Origin of the sequence: Microvirga aerilata (genome assembly GCF_016743775.1) — a bacterium.
GTDB classification, from domain to species: Bacteria; Pseudomonadota; Alphaproteobacteria; order Rhizobiales; family Beijerinckiaceae; genus Microvirga; species Microvirga aerilata.
Window position 1 is genome coordinate 131,050 of record NZ_JAEQMY010000002.1, and the last position, 24,352, is coordinate 155,401.

At 63.2% G+C, this 24,352-nt stretch carries 20 protein-coding genes; 9 read left to right on the forward strand and 11 right to left on the reverse strand.

From position 1 onward, the window contains the following. Positions 1–9: 9 nt before the first annotated feature. On the reverse strand, positions 10–819 hold the full coding sequence (locus JKG68_RS02430) for an endonuclease/exonuclease/phosphatase family protein (RefSeq protein ID WP_202055504.1): 810 nt from the start codon (positions 817–819) through the stop codon (positions 10–12). A 240-nt stretch (positions 820–1,059) separates the two neighbouring features. On the opposite strand from JKG68_RS02430, the gene JKG68_RS02435 reads away from it, so the two are divergent. Both JKG68_RS02435 and cueR read left to right on the forward strand, forming a co-directional pair. Continuing rightward, on the forward strand, positions 1,060–3,594 hold the full coding sequence (locus tag JKG68_RS02435; RefSeq protein WP_202055505.1) for a heavy metal translocating P-type ATPase: 2,535 nt from the start codon (positions 1,060–1,062) through the stop codon (positions 3,592–3,594). Next, positions 3,591–4,046, forward strand: coding sequence for a Cu(I)-responsive transcriptional regulator (cueR, locus tag JKG68_RS02440; protein ID WP_202055506.1), 456 nt, complete (start codon positions 3,591–3,593; stop codon positions 4,044–4,046). The genes JKG68_RS02435 and cueR overlap by 4 nt, the downstream gene beginning before the upstream one ends. A 21-nt stretch (positions 4,047–4,067) precedes the next feature. Here cueR and JKG68_RS02445 read toward each other — a convergent pair whose 3' ends face one another. Next, the gene (locus JKG68_RS02445; RefSeq protein ID WP_202055507.1) at positions 4,068–4,646 is read right to left on the reverse strand and encodes a tyrosine phosphatase family protein; all 579 of its coding nucleotides are present in this window, start codon (positions 4,644–4,646) and stop codon (positions 4,068–4,070) included. A 256-nt stretch (positions 4,647–4,902) separates the two neighbouring features. Here JKG68_RS02445 and JKG68_RS02450 point away from each other — a divergent pair, with 256 nt between their 5' ends. From JKG68_RS02450 to JKG68_RS02460, 3 genes are all read left to right on the forward strand, one after another. After that, positions 4,903–5,634 carry a L,D-transpeptidase gene (locus JKG68_RS02450; RefSeq protein WP_202055509.1) on the forward strand — a complete coding sequence of 244 codons (732 nt, stop codon included), beginning with the start codon at positions 4,903–4,905 and terminating at the stop codon, positions 5,632–5,634. 110 nt (positions 5,635–5,744) lie between these two features. Then, positions 5,745–5,948 (forward strand): YgaP family membrane protein, encoded by a 204-nt coding sequence (locus JKG68_RS02455; protein ID WP_202055511.1) that lies wholly within the window; start codon positions 5,745–5,747, stop codon positions 5,946–5,948. 119 nt (positions 5,949–6,067) lie between these two features. Then, positions 6,068–6,451 (forward strand): DUF1622 domain-containing protein, encoded by a 384-nt coding sequence (locus JKG68_RS02460; RefSeq protein ID WP_202055513.1) that lies wholly within the window; start codon positions 6,068–6,070, stop codon positions 6,449–6,451. Here JKG68_RS02460 and JKG68_RS02465 read toward each other — a convergent pair. Next, positions 6,434–7,393 (reverse strand): homocysteine S-methyltransferase family protein, encoded by a 960-nt coding sequence (locus tag JKG68_RS02465; RefSeq protein WP_202055519.1) that lies wholly within the window; start codon positions 7,391–7,393, stop codon positions 6,434–6,436. The two genes, JKG68_RS02460 and JKG68_RS02465, sit on opposite strands and share 18 nt — an antisense overlap. A 291-nt stretch (positions 7,394–7,684) precedes the next feature. Here JKG68_RS02465 and JKG68_RS02470 point away from each other — a divergent pair, with 291 nt between their 5' ends. Continuing rightward, a complete protein-coding gene (locus JKG68_RS02470) occupies positions 7,685–8,377 on the forward strand; it encodes an EAL domain-containing protein (RefSeq protein WP_246515030.1) in 693 nt (230 codons plus the stop codon). A gap of 40 nt (positions 8,378–8,417) precedes the next feature. Here JKG68_RS02470 and tyrS read toward each other — a convergent pair whose 3' ends face one another. The 5 genes from tyrS to galE form a co-directional block, all read right to left on the reverse strand. Next, a complete protein-coding gene (tyrS, locus tag JKG68_RS02475; RefSeq protein WP_202055523.1) occupies positions 8,418–9,671 on the reverse strand; it encodes a tyrosine--tRNA ligase in 1,254 nt (417 codons plus the stop codon). A 207-nt stretch (positions 9,672–9,878) separates the two neighbouring features. Further along, positions 9,879–10,853 carry a phosphoribosylaminoimidazolesuccinocarboxamide synthase gene (locus JKG68_RS02480; RefSeq protein ID WP_202055525.1) on the reverse strand — a complete coding sequence of 325 codons (975 nt, stop codon included), beginning with the start codon at positions 10,851–10,853 and terminating at the stop codon, positions 9,879–9,881. A 120-nt stretch (positions 10,854–10,973) separates the two neighbouring features. After that, positions 10,974–12,092 (reverse strand): LolA family protein, encoded by a 1,119-nt coding sequence (locus JKG68_RS34165; protein WP_202055526.1) that lies wholly within the window; start codon positions 12,090–12,092, stop codon positions 10,974–10,976. 177 nt (positions 12,093–12,269) lie between these two features. Beyond that, the gene (locus JKG68_RS02490; RefSeq protein ID WP_202055527.1) at positions 12,270–12,803 is read right to left on the reverse strand and encodes a DoxX family protein; all 534 of its coding nucleotides are present in this window, start codon (positions 12,801–12,803) and stop codon (positions 12,270–12,272) included. Between the two features lie 105 nt (positions 12,804–12,908). Continuing rightward, a complete protein-coding gene (gene galE / locus JKG68_RS02495) occupies positions 12,909–13,901 on the reverse strand; it encodes a UDP-glucose 4-epimerase GalE (protein WP_202055528.1) in 993 nt (330 codons plus the stop codon). A 119-nt stretch (positions 13,902–14,020) separates the two neighbouring features. Here galE and JKG68_RS02500 point away from each other — a divergent pair, with 119 nt between their 5' ends. The 3 genes from JKG68_RS02500 to JKG68_RS34170 all read left to right on the forward strand — a co-directional run bounded on the left by JKG68_RS02500 (position 14,021) and on the right by JKG68_RS34170 (position 21,034). Then, on the forward strand, positions 14,021–14,326 hold the full coding sequence (locus tag JKG68_RS02500) for a hypothetical protein (RefSeq protein ID WP_202055529.1): 306 nt from the start codon (positions 14,021–14,023) through the stop codon (positions 14,324–14,326). Between the two features lie 235 nt (positions 14,327–14,561). Further along, positions 14,562–17,471 (forward strand): right-handed parallel beta-helix repeat-containing protein, encoded by a 2,910-nt coding sequence (locus JKG68_RS02505; RefSeq protein ID WP_202055536.1) that lies wholly within the window; start codon positions 14,562–14,564, stop codon positions 17,469–17,471. Between the two features lie 590 nt (positions 17,472–18,061). Next, positions 18,062–21,034 carry a right-handed parallel beta-helix repeat-containing protein gene (locus JKG68_RS34170; protein ID WP_202055538.1) on the forward strand — a complete coding sequence of 991 codons (2,973 nt, stop codon included), beginning with the start codon at positions 18,062–18,064 and terminating at the stop codon, positions 21,032–21,034. 72 nt (positions 21,035–21,106) lie between these two features. Here the strand turns inward: JKG68_RS34170 and JKG68_RS02515 are convergent, their stop codons facing one another. From JKG68_RS02515 to msuE, 3 genes are read right to left on the reverse strand one after another with little or no spacing between them, the layout of a single operon-like run. Further along, on the reverse strand, positions 21,107–21,937 hold the full coding sequence (locus JKG68_RS02515) for a MetQ/NlpA family ABC transporter substrate-binding protein (RefSeq protein ID WP_202055540.1): 831 nt from the start codon (positions 21,935–21,937) through the stop codon (positions 21,107–21,109). Positions 21,938–21,992: 55 nt separating this feature from the next. Then, entirely contained in the window at positions 21,993–23,390 is a 1,398-nt protein-coding gene (locus tag JKG68_RS02520; protein ID WP_202055541.1) for an LLM class flavin-dependent oxidoreductase, read from the reverse strand. A 41-nt stretch (positions 23,391–23,431) separates the two neighbouring features. Then, entirely contained in the window at positions 23,432–24,016 is a 585-nt protein-coding gene (msuE, locus tag JKG68_RS02525; RefSeq protein WP_202055542.1) for an FMN reductase, read from the reverse strand. Positions 24,017–24,352: the final 336 nt, after the last annotated feature.

Genomic DNA, 24,352 nt, shown 5'->3' on the forward strand with positions numbered 1-24,352 from the left:
GACGATCCGTCACAGGAGCTCGCTCGCATGGGCCTGCCCCTCCGCGGCCGCCTTGGAGCGCTTGCGCACCCGCAGCTCCGCCAGAAGGGGAAAGTGATCCGAGGCAACTTTGGTGAGCGGGTTTCGCACCGGCCCGGCGTTGACCACCTCCACCGACTTCGTCACGAACACGTGGTCGAGGCGCAGAACCGGCGCCCGGGTGTGAAATGTCGGCTGGGGCTCGCCCGATGCATTCGAGAGCTGAGCATCGTGCAGCCGGTTGGCGATGAGCCGGTAGGAGCGTGAATAGGGCGGCGCGTTGAAATCGCCGAGAAGCACTGCGGGATCGGCGCAGTCCGGATGGCCGATCCAATCGGACCCGACCAGGGCCGCCGCCTGCGCCCTCCTCTCCCCCGAGCGCAAGGACAGATGGGCGTTCACCACCTGGACCGCATGGCCTTCGACCTCCACCGACACCCACAGGGCGCTGCGCTTCTCGAAAGACGGTCTCGTGGATTGCGTGGGCAGGCGCTCGGCCCGGACGATCCTCGACGAGTGGCGGGTCAGGACCGCAATGCCGTATTGCTCTCCCAGGATGCGGATCGTCGGCTGGAAGTGGAGATCCATGCCGAGGGTGGCCGCAACGGTCGCGGCCTGATCGACCTCGCCGGCCCTCACCCGTCCGACGCGAACCTCCTGGAGCGCCACGATGTCGGGATCGCAGGATGCAATGACCTCCGCAATCCGCCCCGGTGAAATCTGCCTGTCCGTGCCAAGCCAGCGGTGGACATTGTAGGTGAGAATCCGAAGGGTTCGCCCCTGTTGATCGCTATGCTTCAAAGGTCGGCACCGGCTTTATCGTTCGTTACAGGAAAGAGCATCGGCTCGATCGGCACAAGCAGGAAGTTCCAATGGCGGGCTATTCGGCAAACGTGTCGGATCAATGACCCAGGCTCGGCCATGGTTCCCGCGCAATGGCAGCCGGACAAGCGGATCGAGGCCGCTGCTTCGAGCCGACTTGACCTTCCCATGATTGGAAGGATTACACCGAACTCCTATATCAAGGTCAGGAGATTCAGCATGGCCACCGTCAAGCTTTCCGCTGCAGAGGGCAGCATCGACATTCCCGTTCAGGGCATGAGCTGCGCGTCCTGCGTCGGGCGTGTCGAAAAGGCGATCCGTTCCGTCGAGGGCGTTACCGCCGCGAACGTGAACCTTGCGACGGAGCGGGCCCATGTGTCCTTCGCACCGGCCGAGGCGAACGCGGTGGCGGTGGCCGAGGCCATCCGGGCCGCGGGATACGAGCCCGCCGACAGCACGGTCGAGCTGAAGGTCGCCGGCATGACCTGCGCCTCCTGCGTGAGCAGGGTCGAGAAGGCGCTCAGGCGGGCTCCAGGGGTTCTCGACGCCTCGGTCAACCTCGCGACCGAGCGGGCCACGGTCCGGTATCTCGGCGGTCCGGAGGCGGTGGAGCGTCTGATCGGCGCGGTGGAGAGCACCGGCTACGAAGCCGAGGCCATCCGCCCGGACCACGATCATTCCAGCCGGGAGCAAGTTGCCCGGGACGCCGAGATCGGCAATCTCCGGCGCGCGCTCCTGATGGCCGCCATCCTCACCCTGCCGGTGTTCGTCATTGAGATGGGCTCCCACTTCATCCCGGCGGTTCATGACTGGGTGATAGGGACCCTCGGGCACCGGAACAGCTGGTACCTGCAGTTCGCGCTGACGACGCTTGTTCTGTTCGGACCGGGCCTGCGCTTCTTCCGCAAGGGCATTCCCGCCCTCCTGCGCCGGTCCCCGGACATGAACTCCCTGGTGGTGCTCGGCACGAGCGCGGCCTACGCCTATTCGGTCGTCGCGACCTTCCTGCCGGGCCTCCTGCCCGCCGGCCTGGACAACGTTTATTACGAGGCGGCGGCCGTGATCGTGACGCTGATCCTCCTCGGCCGCTATCTGGAGGCCAAGGCGAAGGGGCGCACCTCCGAGGCGATCAAGCGCCTCATGGGATTGCAGGCCAAAACCGCCCGGGTCATGCGCGACGGCGAGGCCCTGGAGGTCCCGCTCGATCAGGTGCTCGCCGGCGACATCGTCCAGGTGCGCCCGGGCGAGCGCATCCCCGTCGACGGCGAGGTTGTCGAGGGCTCCTCCTTCGTGGACGAATCCATGATCACGGGCGAGCCGGTGCCGGTGCAGAAGGCAGAAGGGGCGGAGGTGGTCGGCGGCACCATCAACAAAACCGGCAGCTTCACCTTCCGGGCCACCCGCATCGGCGCGAACACGGTGCTGGCCCAGATCATCCGCATGGTCGAGCAGGCGCAAGGCTCGAAGCTCCCGATTCAGGCCCTGGTCGACAGGGTGACGGCTTGGTTCGTGCCCGCCGTGATGGCGGCGGCGCTTGCGACATTCCTGGTCTGGCTGGTTCTGGGGCCCGATCCCGCCCTCACCTTCGCGCTGGTCAATGCGGTTGCCGTGCTGATCATCGCCTGCCCATGCGCCATGGGCTTGGCCACCCCCACCTCGATCATGGTGGGCACGGGCCGCGCGGCGGAGCTGGGCGTGCTCTTCCGCCAAGGCGAGGCCCTGCAAAGCCTCAAGGAGACCGGCATCGTCGCCCTCGACAAGACCGGCACCCTTACCCAGGGACGTCCTGAGCTGACGGATTTCATGACGGCGCCCGGCTTTTCGGAAGCCGAGGCCCTGAGGCTCATCGCTTCCGTCGAGAGCCGTTCGGAGCACCCGATTGCCCAGGCCATCGCTGCGGCGGCCGGGCGGCGGGGGTTTCCCCTGCCGGCTGCCGAGGGCTTCGAGGCCGTTCCGGGTTTTGGGGTCTCCGCCTTGGTCGAAGGCAGAAAGGTGGATGTGGGCGCCGACCGCTTCATGACGACGCTCGGGCTGGATGTTTCCACGTTCGGCGATGCGGCGGCCCGCCTGGGGCAGGAGGGCAAAAGCCCCCTCTATGCCGCCATCGACGGCAGGCTTGCGGCCGTGATCGCGGTCGCGGACCCGATCAAGGCCTCGACGCCGGAGGCCATCGCGGCCCTGCATGCGCTTGGGCTGAAGGTCGCCATGATCACCGGCGACAACCGCAGGACCGCCGAGGCGATCGCAAGGCAGATCGGAATCGACCAAGTGGCGGCGGAGGTTCTGCCCGACGGCAAGGTGGAGGCGGTCAAGCGCCTGCGGGAAGCCCATGGACGGATCGCCTTCGTGGGCGATGGCATCAACGATGCCCCTGCCCTGGCGGAGGCCGATATCGGCATTGCCATCGGCACGGGCACGGACATCGCCATCGAGAGCGCCGACGTGGTGCTGATGTCGGGCGACGTGCGCGGCGTGGTGAATGCCATCGCCCTCTCGAAGGCGACGATCCGCAACATCCGTCAGAATCTGTTCTGGGCCTTCGCCTATAACGTGCTGCTGATCCCGGTCGCCGCCGGCGTCCTCTATCCGGTCGACGGCACCCTGCTCTCCCCGGTCGTGGCGGCGGGAGCCATGGCGCTCTCCAGCGTCTTCGTTCTCGGCAACGCCCTGCGGCTGCGCCGCTTCAAAGCCCCTGTCCCGTCTGGGCAGGTGACTGCCTCCACAGCCACGCAAGCCATCGAAGGTGCCGCATGAACATCGGACAGGCAGCCGCAGCCTCGGGCGTTTCGGCCAAGATGATCCGCTACTACGAGTCCATCGGACTGATCCCGAGGACGGTGCGAACGGAGTCGGGCTACCGGGTTTACTCGGACCGTGACGTGCATACCCTGCGCTTCATCCGCCGGGCACGGGATCTCGGCTTTTCCGTCGAGCAGATCGCCGATCTGGTCTCGCTCTGGCACGACCGGGAGCGGGCGAGCAAGGATGTGAAGACCATTGCGCTCGAACATGTGGGCGTGCTCGAGCGCAAGATCCGGGAGTTGCAGGAGATGGCCTCGACCCTCAAGCACCTGGCCACGAACTGCCATGGCGATGCGCGTCCGCATTGCCCGATCATCGAGGAACTGGCCAACGACGAGGCTGTGCCTCCTCCGCTCAAGCCGGACGCGAAGTTCGGGCCCTTGGGAAAGTCCCCGGCCCGCTAGCATCGGATCGAGAGGCGGCGGTCAGGCCGCCATCTCGACCTCGCGGCTCCGGCCGAGATCGTGCATGAACTGCGCGTACTGGGGCATGCGCCGGATCTGGCGCCCGTAGTGGCGGCGCAGAGCGTCGGTGAGGCGGCCGTTGCGCGACAGAAGATCGTCCGCGAAGGCGATCATGAGCGAGTTCGGCCAAGCCTGAGGCCGGATGTCCGTCAGCCGCTCGAACAGCCGGTCCTCGCTCTCCTCCGGATTGGTCTGGCCCAGGAGCGTCAGCATCGCGGCGGTCGAACGGGATATGCCCATATGGCAGTGGACGAGCAGATGCCCTTCGGACCGCTCGGCGCTTCCTGCCGCAACCTCATCGCCGAAGCGCAGGACGGCCGCCACATGCTCCGGCTCGGGCAGGATCATGCCTTCGATGGGATTGATGATGTCGTGGAAGCGCAGGATCGTCCTATGATGGGGATCGTATGCCGCGAAGGCCTCCGGATCGGGATGATCGGGATCGAGAATCGAGAGGACATGGGTCACGGACCGGTCACGCTGGTCCGGCAGTTCCGAGATGCCGCAGATCGTCAGCATCTGAATGGATATGGGCTGCATCGAAAGTGCTCGCTATCGGTATGAGGCGAGAAGGAACGCTCGACCTTAGCGAAGGCTTCAACCCGCTTCCATGAAATAGTATAGCCACGTTCAAAAGACTGTGTCTTGCAAACCACAACCTGCCTCTGCCACATTTCCGCCACGAGACATCCACCTTCTCGACACCACCGGGACTATGTCTCTTTGAGAGTACTGCCGTCGCTCCTAGGCGTCGGCGGATGTAGCCAAAAACCAGAAACTGCAGGTTCCCCCACTGATGTTTGCTGCGCCGGTCTCCAGCCTGTCCTCGCTGCGAAAAGCCATTCGCTTCCTCGTCCTTCTTCTGCCCGTTGCCCTGGCGGCCTGCGTGTCCACCCAGACCCCTCCGCAGCAAGCGATGCGTCGCATCGATCCGGCTTACGCGGCCATGTACGGACCCCGCCTCGACGAGCCGCACCCCCTTCCGGCCACCGACATCTCCGAGGTCGATCCGCGCTTCCTGCGCCGCGAGGTCGCTTATTACGGTCGCGAGGAGCCCGGCACCATCGTGGTCGATACCACCGCCCGCTATCTCTACCTCGTGCGCGAGGGCGGCCGGGCCATCCGCTACGGCATCGGCGTCGGCAAGGAGGGTCTCGCCTGGAGCGGACGCGCCCGTGTCGGCCGCAAGGCCGCCTGGCCGCGCTGGACCCCGACCCCTGCGATGATCCGGCGCGAGCCCGAGCGCAACGCCAAATGGGCCGGCGGCATGGAGGGCGGCCTCGACAACCCTCTCGGCGCGCGCGCCCTGTACCTTTATGACAACGGGGTCGACACCCTGTACCGCATCCATGGCACGACCGAGCCCTGGTCCATCGGCCAGTCGGTGTCGAGCGGCTGCATCCGCATGTTCAACCAGGACATCATCGACCTCCACAGCCGCGTGCCCGTCGGCTCGCCCGTGGTGGTCCTGAGAGGACAGCGCCTGTTCGACGTGGAGGACGAGGTCCGGGTGTCGTCCGCCGAATGACGCTTGCATACTGAGCGTTTCGAGAAAGGGCTGGCCTCCGCCGGCCCTTTTTCTTTGTCGCCCTGCCCGGCTTGAGGTAGAATCCGCAGGTCTCTCCTGGAGGCATGTCCATGACCGTAGAACGCGCAATCCTTCTCACCGTCGGCGGGCTTATCATCGCGAGCGTCCTGCTCGCCGTTTACGTCGACATCAACTGGCTTTGGCTCACCGGAATCCTCGGCGCTCATCTCGTTCAGGCATCCTTCACCGGCATGTGCCCGGTGGTGATGATGTTCAAACGGCTGGGGCTTCCGAGCAAACCCGGCTTCACCTGACCCGCTCCAGGTTCCAGCGCCCTTCCGGGATGCTCGGGCTCCATTCGGGCGCTGCCCTCTGGCGGCTTGGCCCGGCTGACCTATGAATCCATGTTTAAGAACCCTGGAAAGGCGCACTCATGGACGAATGGTTCCGCCCGGCACTGGACTTCATCACGCGCGTCATCGAGGTCGGCGGGATCGCCATCATCGTTCTAGGGATCTTGGGAGCGAGCGTCGCGGTCCTCTGGCAGGTTCTTCGCGGACGCCCAGGATCGGAGGCGTTCGGCCTCTACCGCTCGAATCTGGGGCGCGCCATCCTGCTCGGCCTGGAATTCCTGGTTGCCGCCGACATCATCAACACGGTCGCCATCGAGCCCACCCTCCAGAGCCTTCTGATCCTCGGCGGCATCGTGCTGATCAGAACCTTCCTCAGCTTCTCCCTCGAGGTCGAGATCGAAGGCCGCTGGCCCTGGGAGCGGCACAAGGAAGAGACCGACGTCTCGTCACAACGCTCGGCTTGAGGCTGGAAGACAGGCCTCGCAGATCGCCGCGATATGGCGGTGATCGGTACCGCAGCATCCTCCGAGCACGGACAGATGCCGCATGCGCGCGCGCAGGTCCCGATACCGGCGAGCCAGATCGACGGGATCGCCCGGGTCGAGTTCAGTGGCTTCGTCGAGCTCCGCGTGGCTCTTCGGCGACGCGTTGGCGCGCAGCCCGCGAATGCGCCGAGTCCAGGGCTCGTTGTCTGACAGAACCCTGTCGAAGTGGGTCGGGTGCGCGCAGTTGATCATGTAGTAGGCCGGAGTCCCGTCGGTCTGCGCATCGGTCCTCGCGATGGCGGATTGGAGCGTCTCCCCTGAGGCGAGCTTGCCGTCCGTCTCGACCGTGAACGAGATCACGACTCGCATGCCGAGAGCCTGCGCCGCGCGGGCGATGCCGATGGCCTCCTCCGCATAGTTCATGGTGATGGCGCTCACCAAATCCGCCCCGCCTTCGCGAAAGGATTCGACCTGCGGCGCGTGGTAGGCCTGAGCGTCGCCCGCCGTCATTTGCGCCTCGGGCCTGTAACCGTCACCCCGGGGCCCGACGACACCGTTGATCAGAACCCTGTCCGTCCTGTCGGAGAGCCTGTCGCGAAGGGCGGCGGCCCAGCGCACGGCCTCCCGGTTCATTCCGGCCAGCTCATCGGCCAGGACATCCAGCCTCGCGGCCCAGTCCGCGTTGGCGCGCCATGTAGGCGTGTCGAGAATGAAGCCCACATCCCGCTCCACGGCGGTGCGGATATAGGGCTGGAAATAGCGTTCGAGCGCCTCCCGCCCCTCTTCGCTCCGCAGCAGAGGAAAGGCCGCAAAGCAGGGAAGGTCCAACCCTTCGAGAAAAACCAGGGTGGTTTCGAGACCGCCGTCGGTCAGAAAGATCGTCTCGCCGGATGGTGGGAACGCAAATCGGCTGCTGGCCATGGAGGCGGCTCCCGCTTGTTCGCGAAAAAGCTATGCCGTCAGCCCGCCCTGAAAAAATCATCCGCCTCATGCTTCACTTTGTCAACGCGCACGGGCAGGACAGCCTGCGAGAGCGCTCTATTTGGTTTGCCGGACCATTCATGACCTTTGGGCATGTTAGGCCAATCGCAAGGTATTTCCTTGAGACTGCGGTCTCGAACTCATTCATGGGCAAGCGAGATTCCCGTGCTGGATACGAAGGTCAGGTGCCAGGGTTGTCAGGCCGGCGAACCCCTACCCTTCACGTTCACCATGGCCTTCCACCCCATCGTCGACCTGGAGCGGAAGACGGTTTGGGGCTACGAGGCGCTGGTCCGCGGAACCGAAGGCCAATCGGCCGGGCAGATCCTGAGCCAAGTGGACGAGGAGCGGCAATACAAGTTCGACCAGGCCTGCCGGGTAAAGGCCATCGAACTGGCGGGCCGCCTCTTTCCAAGAGACACCAGCGCCCGGCTGTCCATCAACTTCATGCCGAATGCGGTCTATGAGCCCGCGGCCTGCATCAGGACCTCGCTTGAAACCGCCAGCCGCGTCGGCTTCGACACCCGGCGCATCATGTTCGAGTTCACCGAGAACGAGCGCATGGCGGACACGAAGCACGTGGCCAGGATCATTGCGGAATACAAGCGCCTCGGCTTCATCACCGCCATCGACGATTTCGGCGCGGGCCATGCGGGCTTGAACCTCCTCGCCAATTTCCAGACGGATCTCATCAAGATCGACATGGAGCTCATCCGCGGCATCACGGATTCCGCGGCACGCCGGGCCATCATTTCCGGCATCCTGGTCATGGCCCGCGCGCTCGACATCACCGTCATAGCCGAAGGCATCGAGACGCAAGCGGAGCTCGCCACGCTCAAGGACGCGGGAGTCCAGCTGTTTCAAGGCTTTCTGTTCGCCAGGCCCGCCATCGAGACCCTGCCGGAAGTCTCGTTCAGCGTATGATGCGAGAGCAGCCCTATGCGGCTGCCCTCGCGTTCTTGCTTCATCCGTTCACATGCACCAGCACGTGGCGCTTCCTGCCTGCCGTGAGCTTCAGGGCGCCGTCAACGAGATCCGCCGGTGTCACCTGAACGTCGCCATCCTGCACGACATTCCCGTTGAGCCTCGCCCCGCTGTTGGCGACAAGCCGGCGGGCATCGCTCTTGGAGCTGGCCAGGCCCGCCAAGACGAAAAGGTGAGCGAGGGTCACGCCGGATTCCAGCTCCTTTCTCGACAGCCCCAACGAGGGAAGACCGGATGCGTTCTCGCCCTCCTCGAAGGCGCGCCGCGCCGTGTCGGCAGCCGCCTGCGCGGCCTCGTCCCCATGGGCGAGCCGGGTGGCCTCGGTGGCCAGGATCCGCTTCGCTTCGTTGATCTCGGCGCCTTGCAGCTGCCCCAGGCGATGCACCTCGTCGAGGGGCACCTCGGTGAACAGCCTCAAGAAGCGCGCAACATCGTCGTCCTCGGCGTTGCGCCAGAACTGCCAGAACTCGTAAGGGCTCAAGCGCTCCGCATTGAGCCATACGGCGCCGCCCGCCGTCTTGCCCATCTTCGTCCCGGCGGACGTGGTGAGCAGCGGCGTCGTCAGCCCGAAGAGCTGGCGCTGGTCGATGCGACGGGCGAGCTCGATGCCGTTGACGATATTGCCCCACTGATCCGATCCGCCCATCTGCAGCACGCAACCGTGGCGACGCGAGAGCTCCAGGAAATCGAAAGCCTGGAGAACCATGTAGTTGAACTCCAGGAGCGTGAGAGGCTGCTCGCGCTCGAGCCGCTGGCGCACGCTGTCGAAGCTCAGCATCCGGTTGATCGTGAAATGGGTGCCGAAATCGCGCAGGAAAGGCAGGTACCGCAGCGGGTCGAGCCAGTCCGCATTGTCCACCATCACCGCGTCCGTCGGCCCGTCGCCGAAGGTGAGGTAGCGGGAGAACACCTGCTTCAGGCCCGCGACATTTCTCGCGATCTGCTCGTCGTCGAGTAGCGGACGGCTCGTGTCGCGAAAGCTTGGATCGCCGATCTGGGTGGTGCCGCCACCGATGAGCACGACAGGCTTGTGGCCGGATTTCTGGAGCCAGCGCAGGGTCATGATCGGCAGCAAGTGGCCCGTATGAAGGCTGTCCGCCGTCGCGTCGAATCCGATATAGGCGGCGACGGGCCCAGTCGACAGCCTGTCATCGAGAGCTGTCGGATCGGTGCATTGATGGATGAAGCCGCGCTCGGTGAGCGTTTTCAGGAATTCGGATCGGGGGGCAGTCATGAAAGTCTCCTTGTGGCTTGGCAGTAGCCGCTGCCCGGAGACCTGATCACCAAATGAAGATGCCGCCGGGAAGCGGCGGCATCGAACGTTTGGTCGCAACCGAACGGAGCCGCCCTATGGGGACGGCGTAAAATAGTTCGTGAAATTGGTGCGACCGGTGATCATGGGGGCATTCTTATGGGTGCAGGATCGGATCGTCAACGGTGGTCAGAAATATTCCCGCAGGTTTTGCCGCACCCGCTCCAGCGCCGACGTGTTCGGGTCCGGCAAAGCGAAGGTCCGCGCCGTGATCCTCTCATAGGCATCGATATAGACCCGCGAGGTCTCGAGGATCACGTCGGCCGGAATCTCAGGAACGTCGTCCTTGTAGGGGTCGCAGCGCGCAACCACCCAGTTGCGGACGAAGTCCTTGTCGAAGCTTTCGGGCCGCTCGCCCGCCTCGAAGTGCTGGTGGTAGCTCTCCAGGAACCAGTAGCGGCTGCTGTCCGGCGTATGGATCTCGTCGGCGATCATGATGCGGCCGCTTCCGTCGATGCCGAACTCGTATTTCGTGTCGACGAGGATGAGGCCGCGCTCGCGGGCCATATCCCGCCCCTTCGCGAACAGCGCGAGGGCATAGTCGGAAACAGTGCGCCATTGCTCCTGGCTGAGCAGCCCCTGCCCAACGATCTCGGCCGGCGTCAGGGGCTCGTCGTGACCACCATGGAACGCTTTGCTCGTCGGCGTGATGATCGTCTGCGGCAGCTTTTCATTGTCCCGCATGCCGTCGGGCAGGCGGATGCCGTACATCTCGCGCTGGCCCTTCTTATAAAGAGAGAGGATCGAGGTTCCGGTGGTGCCGGCGAGATAATCCCGCACCACGATCTCGACGGGCAGGATCGTGAGCTTTTGGCCCACCAGCACGTTCGGGTCAGGATATTCGATGACGTGATTGGGGCAGATATCGGCCGTTTGCTCGAACCAGAACCGCGCCGTCTGCGTCAGCACCTGTCCTTTGAGCGGAATGGCGGCGAGGTTGCGGTCGAAGGCGCTCAGGCGGTCGGACGCGATGATGATCCGCCGCCCGTCCGGCAGATCGTAGTTGTCGCGCACCTTGCCTCGGTAATGGTTCGGCAGTTCCGGGATGGTCGCGTCCTCGAGAACGTAACCGGCATAGGCCTCAAGGGCTGCTTTATCGACCATGCTCACCTGCCAAGGAATTCCGAAGGGGTGGCCGAGTTCTAGACGGAAATCGCCTCCGTGCTAGGCCCTCTCGACGAAAAAACCGCCATTTCCACCAGAAGAGGGTCCGGCATGCCACCTTTACTGGCTTGCACGGGCATCCCTGCGGTAGGTCGCATTGAGCCCGGACAGGGTCACAGTCGTCTCATAGCCCTGGGCGTCGATGATGGTCCATTGCCTGAGCGCGTTGGCGCGGCTATCGAAGCGCAGGGTGATCTTCGACGTGCCGCCCAAGGTCGCGCTGTCGTCGAAACGTACGGTCACCACGCCGTCCCGCCCCACCTGCACATCGCGGACCTTCGTGTCGCGCGACAGGTCGATGTTCTCCTGGACCAGGAACTTCAGGGGCGTCTGGGCGACCGGATAGACATCGTTGGTGCCAAGCTTCTTGTCGCGGATCGCCACGTTGCGGCCGTCGGAGACCACTTCAAGGGTGCTCGGCGGCGAATAGGCGAAGTGGAACTGCCCCGGACGGCGCATGGACAGGGAGCCTTCGGCCTGCTGCCCGTTAGGATTCCTCTGCACGAAATAGGCCGACAGCTGGTCGATGCTGTTGAAATAGGCATTGACCCGGTCGAGGGCTTCCTCGGGAGAGCGCGGGCCTGGCGGGGACGTAGGAGTTGGCGCCGTTGCCGGAGCGGCAAACGAGGTTGGGGCCGGCGCCCCTTGCGCCGGTGTGGCTCTCGCGGGCTTCGGCGGTTCGGCTACCTTTGCGGGGGAAGCCTCCGCAGGCTTCGCCTGCTCGCTCGCTTTCGCCGGCGGTTGGCTTACGGGCTTTTGCGGCTCGGGCGCGGGTGCCTTCGCCTCGGCCTTCTCAGGCACGGCAGCAGGACGAGGCTCGGGCTTTGGCTCGGGTTTCGCCGTCGTTTGGGGCTCTGGCTGCGTCTTCGGCTGGGGCTGCGTTACTCGTGGCTTTTGCGGGGCTTGAGGCTTCTGGGCCGCGGCACTCGGCTTAGCCTGTGGATTGGCTCCGGCCTGGGGTTGGGCTTGGGGTTGCGCCTGCGGGCGCGGACGCGACGCGGGCTGGGCGGGCGTCGCCTGCGGAGCGCTTTCGGCTGGGGCCGCCGGAGCGGAACCCTTTTTGAAAACACCGTCAAGGAAGCGGGTCAGCGGATCGGAAGGCTGCTGCGCGGCAGCGGGAGACACGGATGCGAGCGCAAGAGCAAGACCGAGAATGCAACGCAAGGACGAGTTGGACATGACGCCACTGCTAACCTGAAAAGACGAGAAGGCCTGTGTGCAAAGGCACGACCGATCAACGATTTATGGCCCCGATAAGAGGCTTAATGAAGGCAGGAACCTGAGGAGGAACACAAGCCGAAATAAGGGCTCGGGCGAGGTTTGCACCGTTTTGAACGCAGGCGCTGCTCATCCGCTTCAGGCCGCATCGGCCAAGTCGTCGTCCATCGCGGCGCGGGCGGGCACAGGACGGGGCTTGGGGGTGCGGGGGCGGGATGGGCGCTTTTTCTTGGCAGGCTTCGCGGCCCCGCCGAACCCGCGCCACCAAGCCTGCCAGCTCCAGGCGCCGGGGCCTGTGAGGCAATAGAACAGAAGCCCTGCGAGGACGCCGAGATGGGACAGGAATACCGCTTGCTCGGCCTGGCGCGTTAAGCCCCCGTAATCCCAGAAGCGGTGCAGGGTCGCGGTTGTCACCGCCAGCGCCGCGATCAGCGCAGCGGCGCTCAGGCGTGGGGCTAGACCGAAGATCAAGGCCAAAGGCCCGAAAACCTCCGCCAGAAGGATCAGGGTCGCCGCAACATCCGCATAAGGGATGCCCTTCAGGGTCAGGGATGCCGCAAAGCCCGAGATGTTCGAGAGCCTGCCCACAGCCCCCGGAAGAAAACAGCCGGCCAGCAGCAAGCGACCCACCAGCAGGATCCCGTTGACGCCCGCTCCCCTGCCCTCGACCATATTCCGCTCTCCCTTCCAGTGCGGCGGAGAATCGCCCCCGGACCGCATGAGCATTTGAGGCAGAGGTTGTTAATCCCGCCTTAGCGGATCGAGGCGCCGCATCCCTCAGAGCGTGAGATTTCTCTCCCGCAGCATGCTTTCCCATCGAAGCGTGTGCTCGACAATGGTCGACAGATCGTCGTAGCGGGGTTCCCATCCGAGACGGGACCGGATGCGGCTGGAATCCGCCACGATGGCGACCGGATCGCCCGCTCGCCGCGGAGCCAGTCGGGCTTCCACGGCCCTTCCCGAGACCCTGCGCACCGTCTCGACGACCTCGGAGACGGAATAGCCATGGCCATAGCCGCAGTTCATGACGAGGCTTTCCCCACCTTCGCTGAGATGGGTCAAAGCGCGCATATGGGCCGAGATCAGGTCGCTCACATGAATATAGTCGCGGATGCAGGTTCCATCGGGCGTCGGGTAGTCGGTTCCGTAGACCTCCATGTGGGACCGCATGCCGAGCGCCGTCTGGACGGCCACTTTGATGAGATGGGTCGCGTTCGCCGTCGATTGGCCGTGGCGCATCGCCGGGTCGGCCCCCGCAACGTTGAAATAGCGCAGGGCGACATAGCGCAGGCTGTGGGCTGCCGCGACGTCGCGCAGCATCACCTCGGTCAGCTGCTTCGAGCTGCCATAGGGCGAGAGAGGAGCCAGGGGCACATCCTCCCCTATCGGTTTGTCGGAGGCATTCCCGTAAACCGCCGCCGTCGAGGAGAACACGAATGCCTCCACGCCGGCCGCAACGGCCGCCGCCATAAGCGCGCGGCTCTTGACCGTATTGTTCAGGTAATAGCCGAGCGGGTCCGAGACGGATTCCGGCACCACCAGCTTGGCGGCGAAATGAACGATGGCGTCGATCCTGTGTGCGTGAAGGGTCCGAAAGACCAGTTCGTGATCGCCGATGTCGCCGACCACCAGGGGGACCCCATCCGGCACGGACGAGCGGAACCCGGTCGACAGGTTGTCGAACACAACCGGCTTATGCCCTGCATCGAGCAAGGCGAGAACCATATGGCCGCCAATATACCCTGCCCCACCGGTAACGAGAACGTTCATGGATCCACCGAGCCTGCTATTCGATTTGTTGTCAGGGTGGCTCTATTGGATCTGGATTTCCAGATCAACCCGGCGGCAAAGCCCGCTAGAGTAGCCCCACATTCTTGAGAGGGTGCAGGATGGACGATCGCTCGGAATACTGGTGGGTCCGCTACAATGCCGCCGTTCAGCCTGCCGAGGTGGGCTTCGTCGGCGGGATCCCCATGACGTTCAGGTTCATCGGAACGGCCGGCAGCATTCCTGCCAGTTCGGCCGAGCTGATCGAGCGCCTGCCGGCCCCTCCCGTACCGGCTATCGCTCCCCAGCCGGAGCCCACCGCCCCCGCCAAGCCGCAGCGGGCAGGCTCGTGGCTGTGGTTCATCGGCATCCTGCTTCTCATTCTCGTTTCGCAGTGCTCAGGCCAGCTCTTCGACTACATCAAGTGAGTAGCGTCGTAGTTCATGGCTGACAAACACAGAAAGGAAAGCAGAAACGCTAGGGGAAAGGCAACTCTTTTGCAAATATGCGCAATAGACGCCGTACCTATAAAGTAGATAGCCCCTCCTGCGAATTAGCTAATCCGAAGTGGATCTGCTCAGAAAGGATATAGCCACTCCTCTTCCTGGAGAAACTGCCATTTAATCTGGCGACAAGTTCTTCATCCTAGGGGAAAACTCAATTATGGCACTAACCTTCAACGCTGTAGACTACGGGGCCAACGCAAACGATGGCATCAACGATACAGCAGCCATTAACGCCGCTCTCAAAGCAGCGAACGCCGCCTACCTGAACGATCCTGGAGCAGGCCAAGTCACGGTTATTCTGCCGACGGGCACGCTGATCGTCTCCGGCTCAAGCGACAAGAGCCTGGGCGCAATTCAATTGCTCACCGGCACGATCCTCAAGGGTGCCGGCATCGGCCAGACGATCCTCAAGGTTGCCGATGGTTCGGTTGGGGATATTACTGGCGTGGTTCGCACGCCGTTCAATGAGGTTACCACAAAGGCCAGCCTCCTCGACCTTACCATCGACGGCAATCGCGCGAACACTGCGGGCAAGATCGACGGCTTTTATACGGGTGTCCGTCCTGGCAGCACCGAGCAGGATGCAGACATTACCGTTTCGAGAGTGGAGGTCATGAACTGCTCGGGCTATGGCTTCGACCCGCATGAACAAACCATTCGCCTGACGATTGAGAACAGCATCTCGCACGGAAACGGACTGGATGGCTTCGTAGCCGACTTCATCATCGATGGTGTCTATCGCAATAATATTGCTTACGACAATGATCGCCATGGCTTTAACGTCACGACGAGCACGACTGATCTGATTCTCGAGGGCAACAAAGCGTATAGCAACGGGTCGTCAGGCATCGTTGTTCAGCGCGGTTCGGAAAATATTGCTTGGCCGGACGGTGTTCAGATCATTGGAGGTGAGTACTCCGACAATACTCGTGAGGGCATTCTGATCAACATGGCCAAGAACGTCACGATCAGTGGCGCGGACATCCATGGAAATCTGCGTCAGGGTGTCCGGATCGAAGGCTCAATCAACACAATTGTTCAAAATAGCCACATCTACAACAATGCTCAGGCTGCCGATAACACGTATGACGAGATCAGCATCCGCCTAGATGCAGATGCTGTCACCGGCGTGACATACTACTCAACCGGCACGCAGGTCTTGAACAACGTCATTGAGTCCAGTGGCGCCATTAACGCCCGCTGGGGAGTCCGAGAGGAGCCCACCAATATTAATGGCGGAGCAACCAATACTGTTGTGTCTGGTAATGCCATCACGGGCACGGATGCAGGAGCCGTTTCTGTACCGGGCGCTGCAAACCCGGTAACGGGAGGCGCCGGCAACGATACGCTGACAGGCACTGCTGGTGGCGACGAGATGCAAGGAGCCGCCGGCAACGACGTTTACGTGGTCAACCACTCTGGTGATGTGGTGATCGAGAATGCCAACGAGGGCAGCGACACGGTTCTTGCTCATATTAGTGAGACCTTGTCCGCCAACATTGAAAACCTCTTTCTTCAGGGTGCTAACCCGATCAGCGGAACGGGCAATGAGTTGAACAACTGGATCGTCGGCAACGCGGCATCCAATACTCTTAAGGGGCTTGCTGGCGCTGATGTCCTCGATGGCGGAGCCGGTGCCGATAGCTTGGACGGCGGCGACGGCAACGACACCTACTATGTGGACGATGCTAATGACGTCATCGTCGAGAAGGCCCATAACGACGCCCAAGGCAACTCCCTCGGTGGGGTGGACACCGTGCACAGTACCGTCAGCTACTCGCTGGCGCTTACGACTGAGGTTGAAAACCTTATCCTCGACGGCACGGCCAACATCAGCGCTACCGGCAATGCCTCTCAGAACAGCCTGACCGGCAACGCCGGCAGCAACGTTCTCGATGGTCAGGGTGGTGCCGACCTGATGACCGGCGGAGCTGGCAGCGACAGCTATGTCGTCAATCACACCGGCGACGTGGTGGTCGAAGTAGCAGGCGGCGGCACGGATACGGTCTACAGCACGATTGCCTACACACTGGGTCAATTCCTCGAGAACCTGTTTGTGCAGGGCACGGCGATTACCGGTACAGGCAACGAGTTGGCCAACTGGATCAGCGGCAACGACCTTGCCAACAAGCTGTCGGGCGGCGCCGGCAACGACGTCCTGAGCGGCGGCGTCGGCAATGACACCCTGGATGGCGGAGCCGACACCGACACCGCCGTGTATGCCGGCAACCGCGCCAGCTATACGATCGGCGGAACCAGCTCCGAGCGCACCGTCGCTGGCGGCAGCGAAGGCACCGACACCCTGAGGGGCATCGAGATCATCCAGTTCTCGGACGGTCGCCTCGTGGGTGATGTCTGGGAGCCAATGCCGATCGATCCCGGCCCTGTCAATCCTGGCCCTGTCAATCCTGGCCCGACAGATCCCGTTCCGGGCACTCCTGAGCAGCCGGTGGTCACCAGCATGAAAGGGGATAGCAGGGACAACACCGTGCGCGGCGACAGCGAGGCCAACATCGTCAAGGGTCTTGGCGGCAACGATCGCGTCTACGGCCGATCGGGCGACGACAAGGTCTACGGCGGCTCGGGCAACGACCGGGTCTACGGCGATGCCGGCAACGACGCGGTCTATGGCGACAGCGGCTCTGACCGGGTCTATGGCGGATCCGGCAACGACAAGGTCAACGGCGGCTCGGGCAACGACTACCTGTCGGGCGGCGCCGGCAGCGATGCCTTCGTGTTCAGCTCCCGGCTGGGCACGTCCAGCACCGACCGGAAGGTCAGCTTCGACACGATCAGCGACTTCAACGTCAAGTACGACAACCTGTGGCTCGACAACGCCATCTTCAAGAAGCTCGGCGCGGGCAGCACGGCCAATCCGGGTGCGCTGGATCGGGAGTTCTTCACCACGGGCAGCAAGGCGCGGGAGAAGGACGACTACCTGATCTACAACAAGAAGACGGGTGTGCTGAGCTACGATGCGGACGGCTCGGGCTCGAAGGAGGCGGTGGAGTTTGCGCAGCTGAAGAAGGGCCTGGCGCTGAGCCACAAGGACATCTTCATCATCTAAGCCAGCTTAACCCAACAACAAAAGCCCCGGCCAAAAGCCGGGGCTTTTCTTTGATGGAGAGACCCGTCGGTTTGTGCATCCGGTCACCCGTAGTCTCGCCGGAACATGATCTTGGAGAAAGGATTTGAGCACCCTGTGGCGGCTGATATGCAAGCAGGTGGGATACGATCCATGGCTCCACGCTGTGCGCGACATACCTCAATAGGATGCATGACAAGCTGCCAAACCCCCAAAGTATTAACCCGGAATACGCCTCCGGCTACCATATTCAGACGATATCTCATCTGCATTTATAATCTAAAATCATCCTTGGAAACGCCGCAATCAAACAAAATCCGAGTAGATGGTACACAACTTACCCAATCTCCGCGTCACACGCCGCCCGCCCCGACCAACGCTCACTTCCGCGTTCAGTAAAGCCTGCTGCTTTTCTGGGAAGCTGCGCCTGAAGCCCTTCCGTCGCGGCCTATGCAGATCAGCAACACTTCGGTGCAGTCATTCATTGCACACCCAGCGTCTAAGCCAGCCTGCCCACTGATAGCCATCACCATCAATGCTTTGAATAACGCACGATCATAAGGATTTTGATCATGACCATCATTGAAGTACCTGGTCCGACTGGGGACGCGGTAAAGGATACAGCGGCGATCAAGACCGCGATCCAACAGGCGAACGCAGCTTACCTGAAAGATCCTTTGAAGGCTCAGGTGAAGGTGCAGCTTCAAGAGGGCACCTATGTCGTCACCGGCGACAAGGACAATCCCTCGGTCGGCCCGGTCGAGCTGCTGTCCGGAGTCGAGCTGACAGGTTTCGGAACCCGTGGATCCACCATCAAGCTCGAGGACCACTTCGACGCCAGGATCAACGGCATCGTCCGTACTGCCTTGACGGATGTGGAGAATGTCACCGTCTCCAACCTGGTCATCGACGGGAACCGCGCCAACAACCAGGGCCACCAGGCAGGCTTCATCTGCGGCATCAAGGAGAACGCCGACGGTGAGGAGCAGAGGAACATCACCATCGACGGTGTGGAGGTGATGAATTGTACGGCATACGGGATCAACCCGCATGAAATCACGTACAACATGGTCGTCAAGAACTCGGTTGCCCATAACAACGGCCTCGACGGCTTCGTGGCGGATGCCGTGATCGGCGGCACGTACGAAAACAACGTGTCCTACGACAACGACCGTCACGGATTCAACATCCAGAACGCCACGAAGGACCTGGTTCTCAAGAACAACGAAGCTTACGACAACGGTTACGGCATCAATCCGGCCACCGGCCTTGTGTGGGGCGGAGCAGGCATCACCATCCAGCGCGGGAACATCCCGCCCGAAGGCTCGAGCACCATTCCGTGGGTCACCAACATTCAGATCACCGGCGGCTCCTATCACGGGAACAACAAGGAAGGCATTCTCGTCAAACTGTCGGACAAGGTCACCATCGACGGCGTCGACGTCTACGGCAACCTGCGCCAGGGCGTGAGGATCGAAGGGTCGACGAACACGACCCTGCAGAACAGCGAGATCTACAACAACTCGCAAGAGCTACATAACGAGTATGATGAAGTCAGCATTCGCCTGCGCAACGACTTCACGGACGGCAACGCTCAGAAATTCCCCTACACCTACTATTCGACCGACACGCAGATCCTGAACAACACCATCTACGCGAACGGCCCGGTCAAGGCCCGCTACGGCATCCGGGAGGAGCCAACCAACGACGACGGTGGAGCAACGCGAACCACGCTCCAGAACAACACCGTCACGGGCATGGCGACCGGCGGCATTTCTGTGCCGAACTATTCCGAAGTGATCACCGGCACTGCAGGAAACGATGTGATTGCCGGCAGCACCGGCGGCGAGCAGATGAAGGGGCTTGGCGGCGACGACACCTATACCGTCAATCACTCCAAGGATGTAGTGGTTGAAGTAGCGGGAGAAGGCGCCAACGATCACGTCCTCTCCTCGATCACCTATACGCTGACGGCCAATGTGGAGCATCTGACGCTCGAAGGCGCCAAGGTGTCCGTCGACGGGAAGGGGATCAACGGTTACGGCAACGAACTCGCCAACAGGATCACCGGCAACCACCTCGCGAATGAGCTCAACGGCCTTGACGGCAACGACACCCTCGATGGCGGTGGAGGCAACGACATTCTCGACGGCGGGAACGGCAACGACACTTACCGCGTCGACTCGACCGGAGACGTGATCGTCGAGAAGGCCAGCAGCGGCCTCGGCGGGACCGACACCGTCGAGAGCACGGTCAGCTATACGTTGTCCGCGCAGGTCGAGAACCTGTTCCTGATGGGCTCCGCCAACATCAACGCCACCGGCAACAGCGGAGCGAACCGCCTGACCGGCAATTCGGGCAATAACGTCCTGAACGGCCTGGGCGGCAGCGACCTTATGACGGGTGGCCTGGGGAACGACACCTACTATGTCGACCATACGGGCGACGTGGTTTCCGAAGCCGACGGCGGAGGCACGGATACGGTCTACAGCACTCTTTCCCTGACGCTCGGCCAGTTCGTCGAAAACCTCGTCCTCCAGGAAACTGCCGTCTCCGGCACCGGCAACACCCTGAACAACGCCATCACAGGAAACGACGCTGCCAACAAGTTGTCGGGTGGTGCCGGCAACGACGTCCTGAGCGGCGGCCTCGGCAACGATACCCTGGACGGTGGAGCCGACACCGACACCGCCGTGTATGCCGGCACCCGCGCCAGCTATACGATTGGCGGAACCAGCTCCGAGCGCACCGTCGCTGGCGGCAGCGAAGGCACCGACACCCTGAGGGGCATCGAGATCATCCAGTTCTCGGACGGTCGCCTCGTGGGTGATGTCTGGGAGCCAATGCCGATCGATCCCGGCCCTGTCAATCCTGGCCCTGTCAATCCTGGCCCGACAGATCCCGTTCCGGGCACTCCTGAGCAGCCGGTGGTCACCAGCATGAAAGGGGATAGCAGGGACAACACCGTGCGCGGCGACAGCGAGGCCAACATCGTCAAGGGTCTTGGCGGCAACGATCGCGTCTACGGCCGATCGGGCGACGACAAGGTCTACGGCGGCTCGGGTAACGACCGGGTCTACGGCGATGCCGGCAACGACGCGGTCTATGGCGACAGCGGCTCTGACCGGGTCTATGGCGGATCCGGCAACGACAAGGTCAACGGCGGCTCGGGCAACGACTACCTGTCGGGCGGCGCCGGCAGCGATGCCTTCGTGTTCAGCTCCCGGCTGGGCACGTCCAGCACCGACCGGAAGGTCAGCTTCGACACGATCAGCGACTTCAACGTCAAGTACGACAACCTGTGGCTCGACAACGCCATCTTCAAGAAGCTCGGCGCGGGCAGCACGGCCAATCCGGGTGCGCTGGATCGGGAGTTCTTCACCACGGGCAGCAAGGCGCGGGAGAAGGACGACTACCTGATCTACAACAAGAAGACGGGTGTGCTGAGCTACGATGCGGACGGCTCGGGCTCGAAGGAGGCGGTGGAGTTTGCGCAGCTGAAGAAGGGCCTGGCGCTGAGCCACAAGGACATCTTCATCATCTAAGCCAGCTTAACCCAACAACAAAAGCCCCGGCCAAAAGCCGGGGCTTTTCTTTGATGGAGAGACCCGTCGGTTCTACCAGACGGGCACGAAGAATTTTCCGTATTTCCTGCCGATATACTCCTTCACCTCGGGCGAACGGTAGACCGCGATGAATTTCGCAATCTCCGGATCGTCCTTGCGATCCGTCCGCACCACGAACTGAAGGGCATAATGGGGATCGCCGAACCCGTCGGCGATCAGCGCCTTCTCCGGATCGCCCCCCGACAGCATCAGGTAGCTGATGCTCACCTGGCCGAGCACCACATCGTCGAGGGCGCGGGGCAGCTGCGCCGCTTCGAGCTCACGGAAGCGCAGGCTCTTGGGGTTGGAGGTAATGTCCAGGATGGTGGCCGCATCGGCCACGCCGGGCTTCAGGGCGATCAATCCGACTTTCTGCAGCAACTGCAGGCCACGGGCGCCATTGACCGGATCGTTGGCGATGGCCACCGTCGCGTTTTCCGGCACTTGATCGAAGCTCGTGACCTTGTTCGAGAACAAGCCGACCGGCAGCACATAGGTTGGCGCAACCGGTGTGAGCTTGTAGCCGCGGGCCTTGATGGCGGCGTTCAGGAAGGGGATGTGCTGAAACAGGTTGGTGTCGATGTCTCCATTGGCCAGCGCCTCGTTGGGTGTCACCCAGTCGGAGAACTCGACCACCTGGACATCCAGATCCTGCTGCCGGGCGCGCTCCGCGGCAAAGTTCATGATGTCGGCGACGGGCCCGCCGCTTGTCCCCACCTTGAGCGGTCGGGCAAGCGCGTCTCCCGTCTGAGCCAGCAGGAGCAGGAGTCCTGCGGCGCCGGCCAGCAGGCCGCCGAGCCTGCGGCGGGCGAGCGTTCGGTGCGGTTTCTTGGCTGAGTTCATCGTTGGGCATCCTCTTGAGCAGGTTTTGCGGGAAGGCGGGTTACGCGATGACGGGTCACTCGGCGGCCGGAGCAATGGACCGGGCCTGATCGAGGGCGCGGTAGGAGGCGCCCGGATGGCTCTTTGCGAGGCGCGACCGCCCTGCCCCGAACAGCTTTTCGCGTAAGGTGCCCTCGGCGTAATCGCGCTTGTAGATTCCTCGCTCCTGCAGGATCGGCACCACCAGATCGACGAAGCTCTCGAGGCCTTCGGGCGTCACCACCCGGCTGAGGTTGAAGCCGTCGATGTCGGTGTCCTCGACCCAGCTCTGCAGCTCGTCGGCGATCTCCTCGGCGGATCCCACCAGGGGCGCGTTCCGGCTTCCGAGTCCCTTGTCGCCGAAGATCTTGCGCAGTGTCCACGTTTCGCTGCTGTCGACCGTGAAGGCGCGCAGGATCGAGTTCATCGCGTCGTTCTCCTCGTAGCGCAGGGGCTCGTCGGGGTCGTAGCGGGAGAAATCGATGCCGGTGGAGCTGGAGAAATGCGCCAGCGCTCCCTCGATGCTGGCATAGCGGTTGTATTCCTCGTACTTCTCCTCGGCCTCCTTGCGGGTCCGCCCGACGACGACGGCGCGCCCGAGGAAGATCAGGATGTCGGAGGGATCGCGCCCCTGCTCCGTTGCGCGGCGGCGGATGTCCGCCACGGTCGTGCGGGTGTTCTCCTTGGTCGGCCCGGCAAGGAAGATGCATTCCGCATGCTTGGCGCCGAAATCTTTGCCGCGGGACGAGGCGCCGGCCTGATAAAGGATCGGCGTCCGTTGGGGCGAAGGCTCGGCCAGGTGAATGGCATCGACCCGGTAATGCTGCCCAATGTGCTGAACCCGGTGCACCTTGCCGGGATCGGCATAGAGGCCGCGCTCGCGGTCGCGCAGAACCGCGTCATCCTCCCAGCTGCCCTCCCAGAGCTTGTAGACGACCTCCATGTACTCCTCGGCGGCATCGTAGCGCTCGTCGTGCTTGATCTGCTTCGTGAGCCCCATGCCGCGGGCGGCGCTGTCGAGATAGCCCGTCACGATGTTCCAGCCGATCCGTCCCCGCGTGAGGTGATCCAGCGTCGACATTCTGCGCGCGAAGAGATAGGGCGGCTCGTAGGTGAGATTGCAGGTCACCCCGAAGCCGATATGCTTCGTGACCGCCGCCATGGCGGGCACCACGAGCAAGGGATCGTTGACCGGCACCTGAACCGCGTGAGCGATCGACGGGTCCAGGCTGTCCTTGTAGACATCGTAGACGCCGACGATGTCGGCGAGGAAGATGCCGTCGAACAATCCCCGCTCGGCCGTTCGGGCCAGGTCCTGCCAATACTCCAGGGTGTTGTAGGCGGTCGAGCGATCGCGGGGATGCGCCCACATTCCGTGCTGGATATGGCCGACGCAGTTCATGTCGAAGGCGTTGAGCCGGATCTGCTTTGTCATAGGTGTCTCCATCGGGTTCGTTCGGGTTGCGACCGCTGCCGTCAGCGGGCCAAGGCGAGCCGGACCGGCGCGGCGTTGAAGGCATGGCCGGTGCGCTGGCCCAGCAGTGCGGAGAGTTGCCCAGCCGCCGTGGCAACCCGCTCAATCACCCCGGCGTCCGCGAGGGCGCCTGCGTCAAAATCGGATTCGGCGGCATAGACGGCGGTCGGAATCGTGAGCGCTTCGAAGAAGCCGAAGAGCGGGCGAAGATGCTGCTCCACGACGAGAGCATGCCGGTGTCCGCCGCCCGTTGCGGCGAGCGCCACGGGCACATTCCTGAGCGCCTCGGGCTCGACGAAATCGAAGAGATGCTTGAAGAGACCCGCGTAGGATCCCTTGTAGACGGGCGTTCCGACGATCAGCGCATCCGCCGTCTCGATATCCCTCAGCACACGCCTGGCGTCGGGCATCAGTTGAGCCCGCGAGAGCGCCGCGCCCAGGCCCGGACCGATCTCCGCCAAGTCGTGAACGATGAGATCGACGGCTTTCAGTCGCCCGGCCTCCGCCCCCAGGGCCTGGACCAGCGCGCGGGTTTTGGAGGGACGGCGAACACTGCCGGCAATGCCGACGATCCGAGGTTTCGTCATGGATGGGCCCTTTCCGGTAGGGTGAGTGGGCATTCGAGCGGCGATGGCCGCAGGCTGCAGGCAAGGCTTCCCCGGCCGCCGGGGCGGGCCGGCGGTGAACGGACGGTCAGGTTAAGGCGAGGACGGCGCGGCGACGGCCGATCAGCCGTGGCGGAATTGCTCGAGGGCGGAACACGGAAGCGGCGGAGGACAGGCGTGAGCACTCATGACTGGCAATCCTTCTGTCAGACCACGAGGCGCAGTGAACGCTCCGCGGCACCTTAGCGTTTGATCACGCGGCGCAAGCTGCACACCTCAAATCACCGCGGCTTTCCTTGAGCCGGTTGGCTCGAAAGC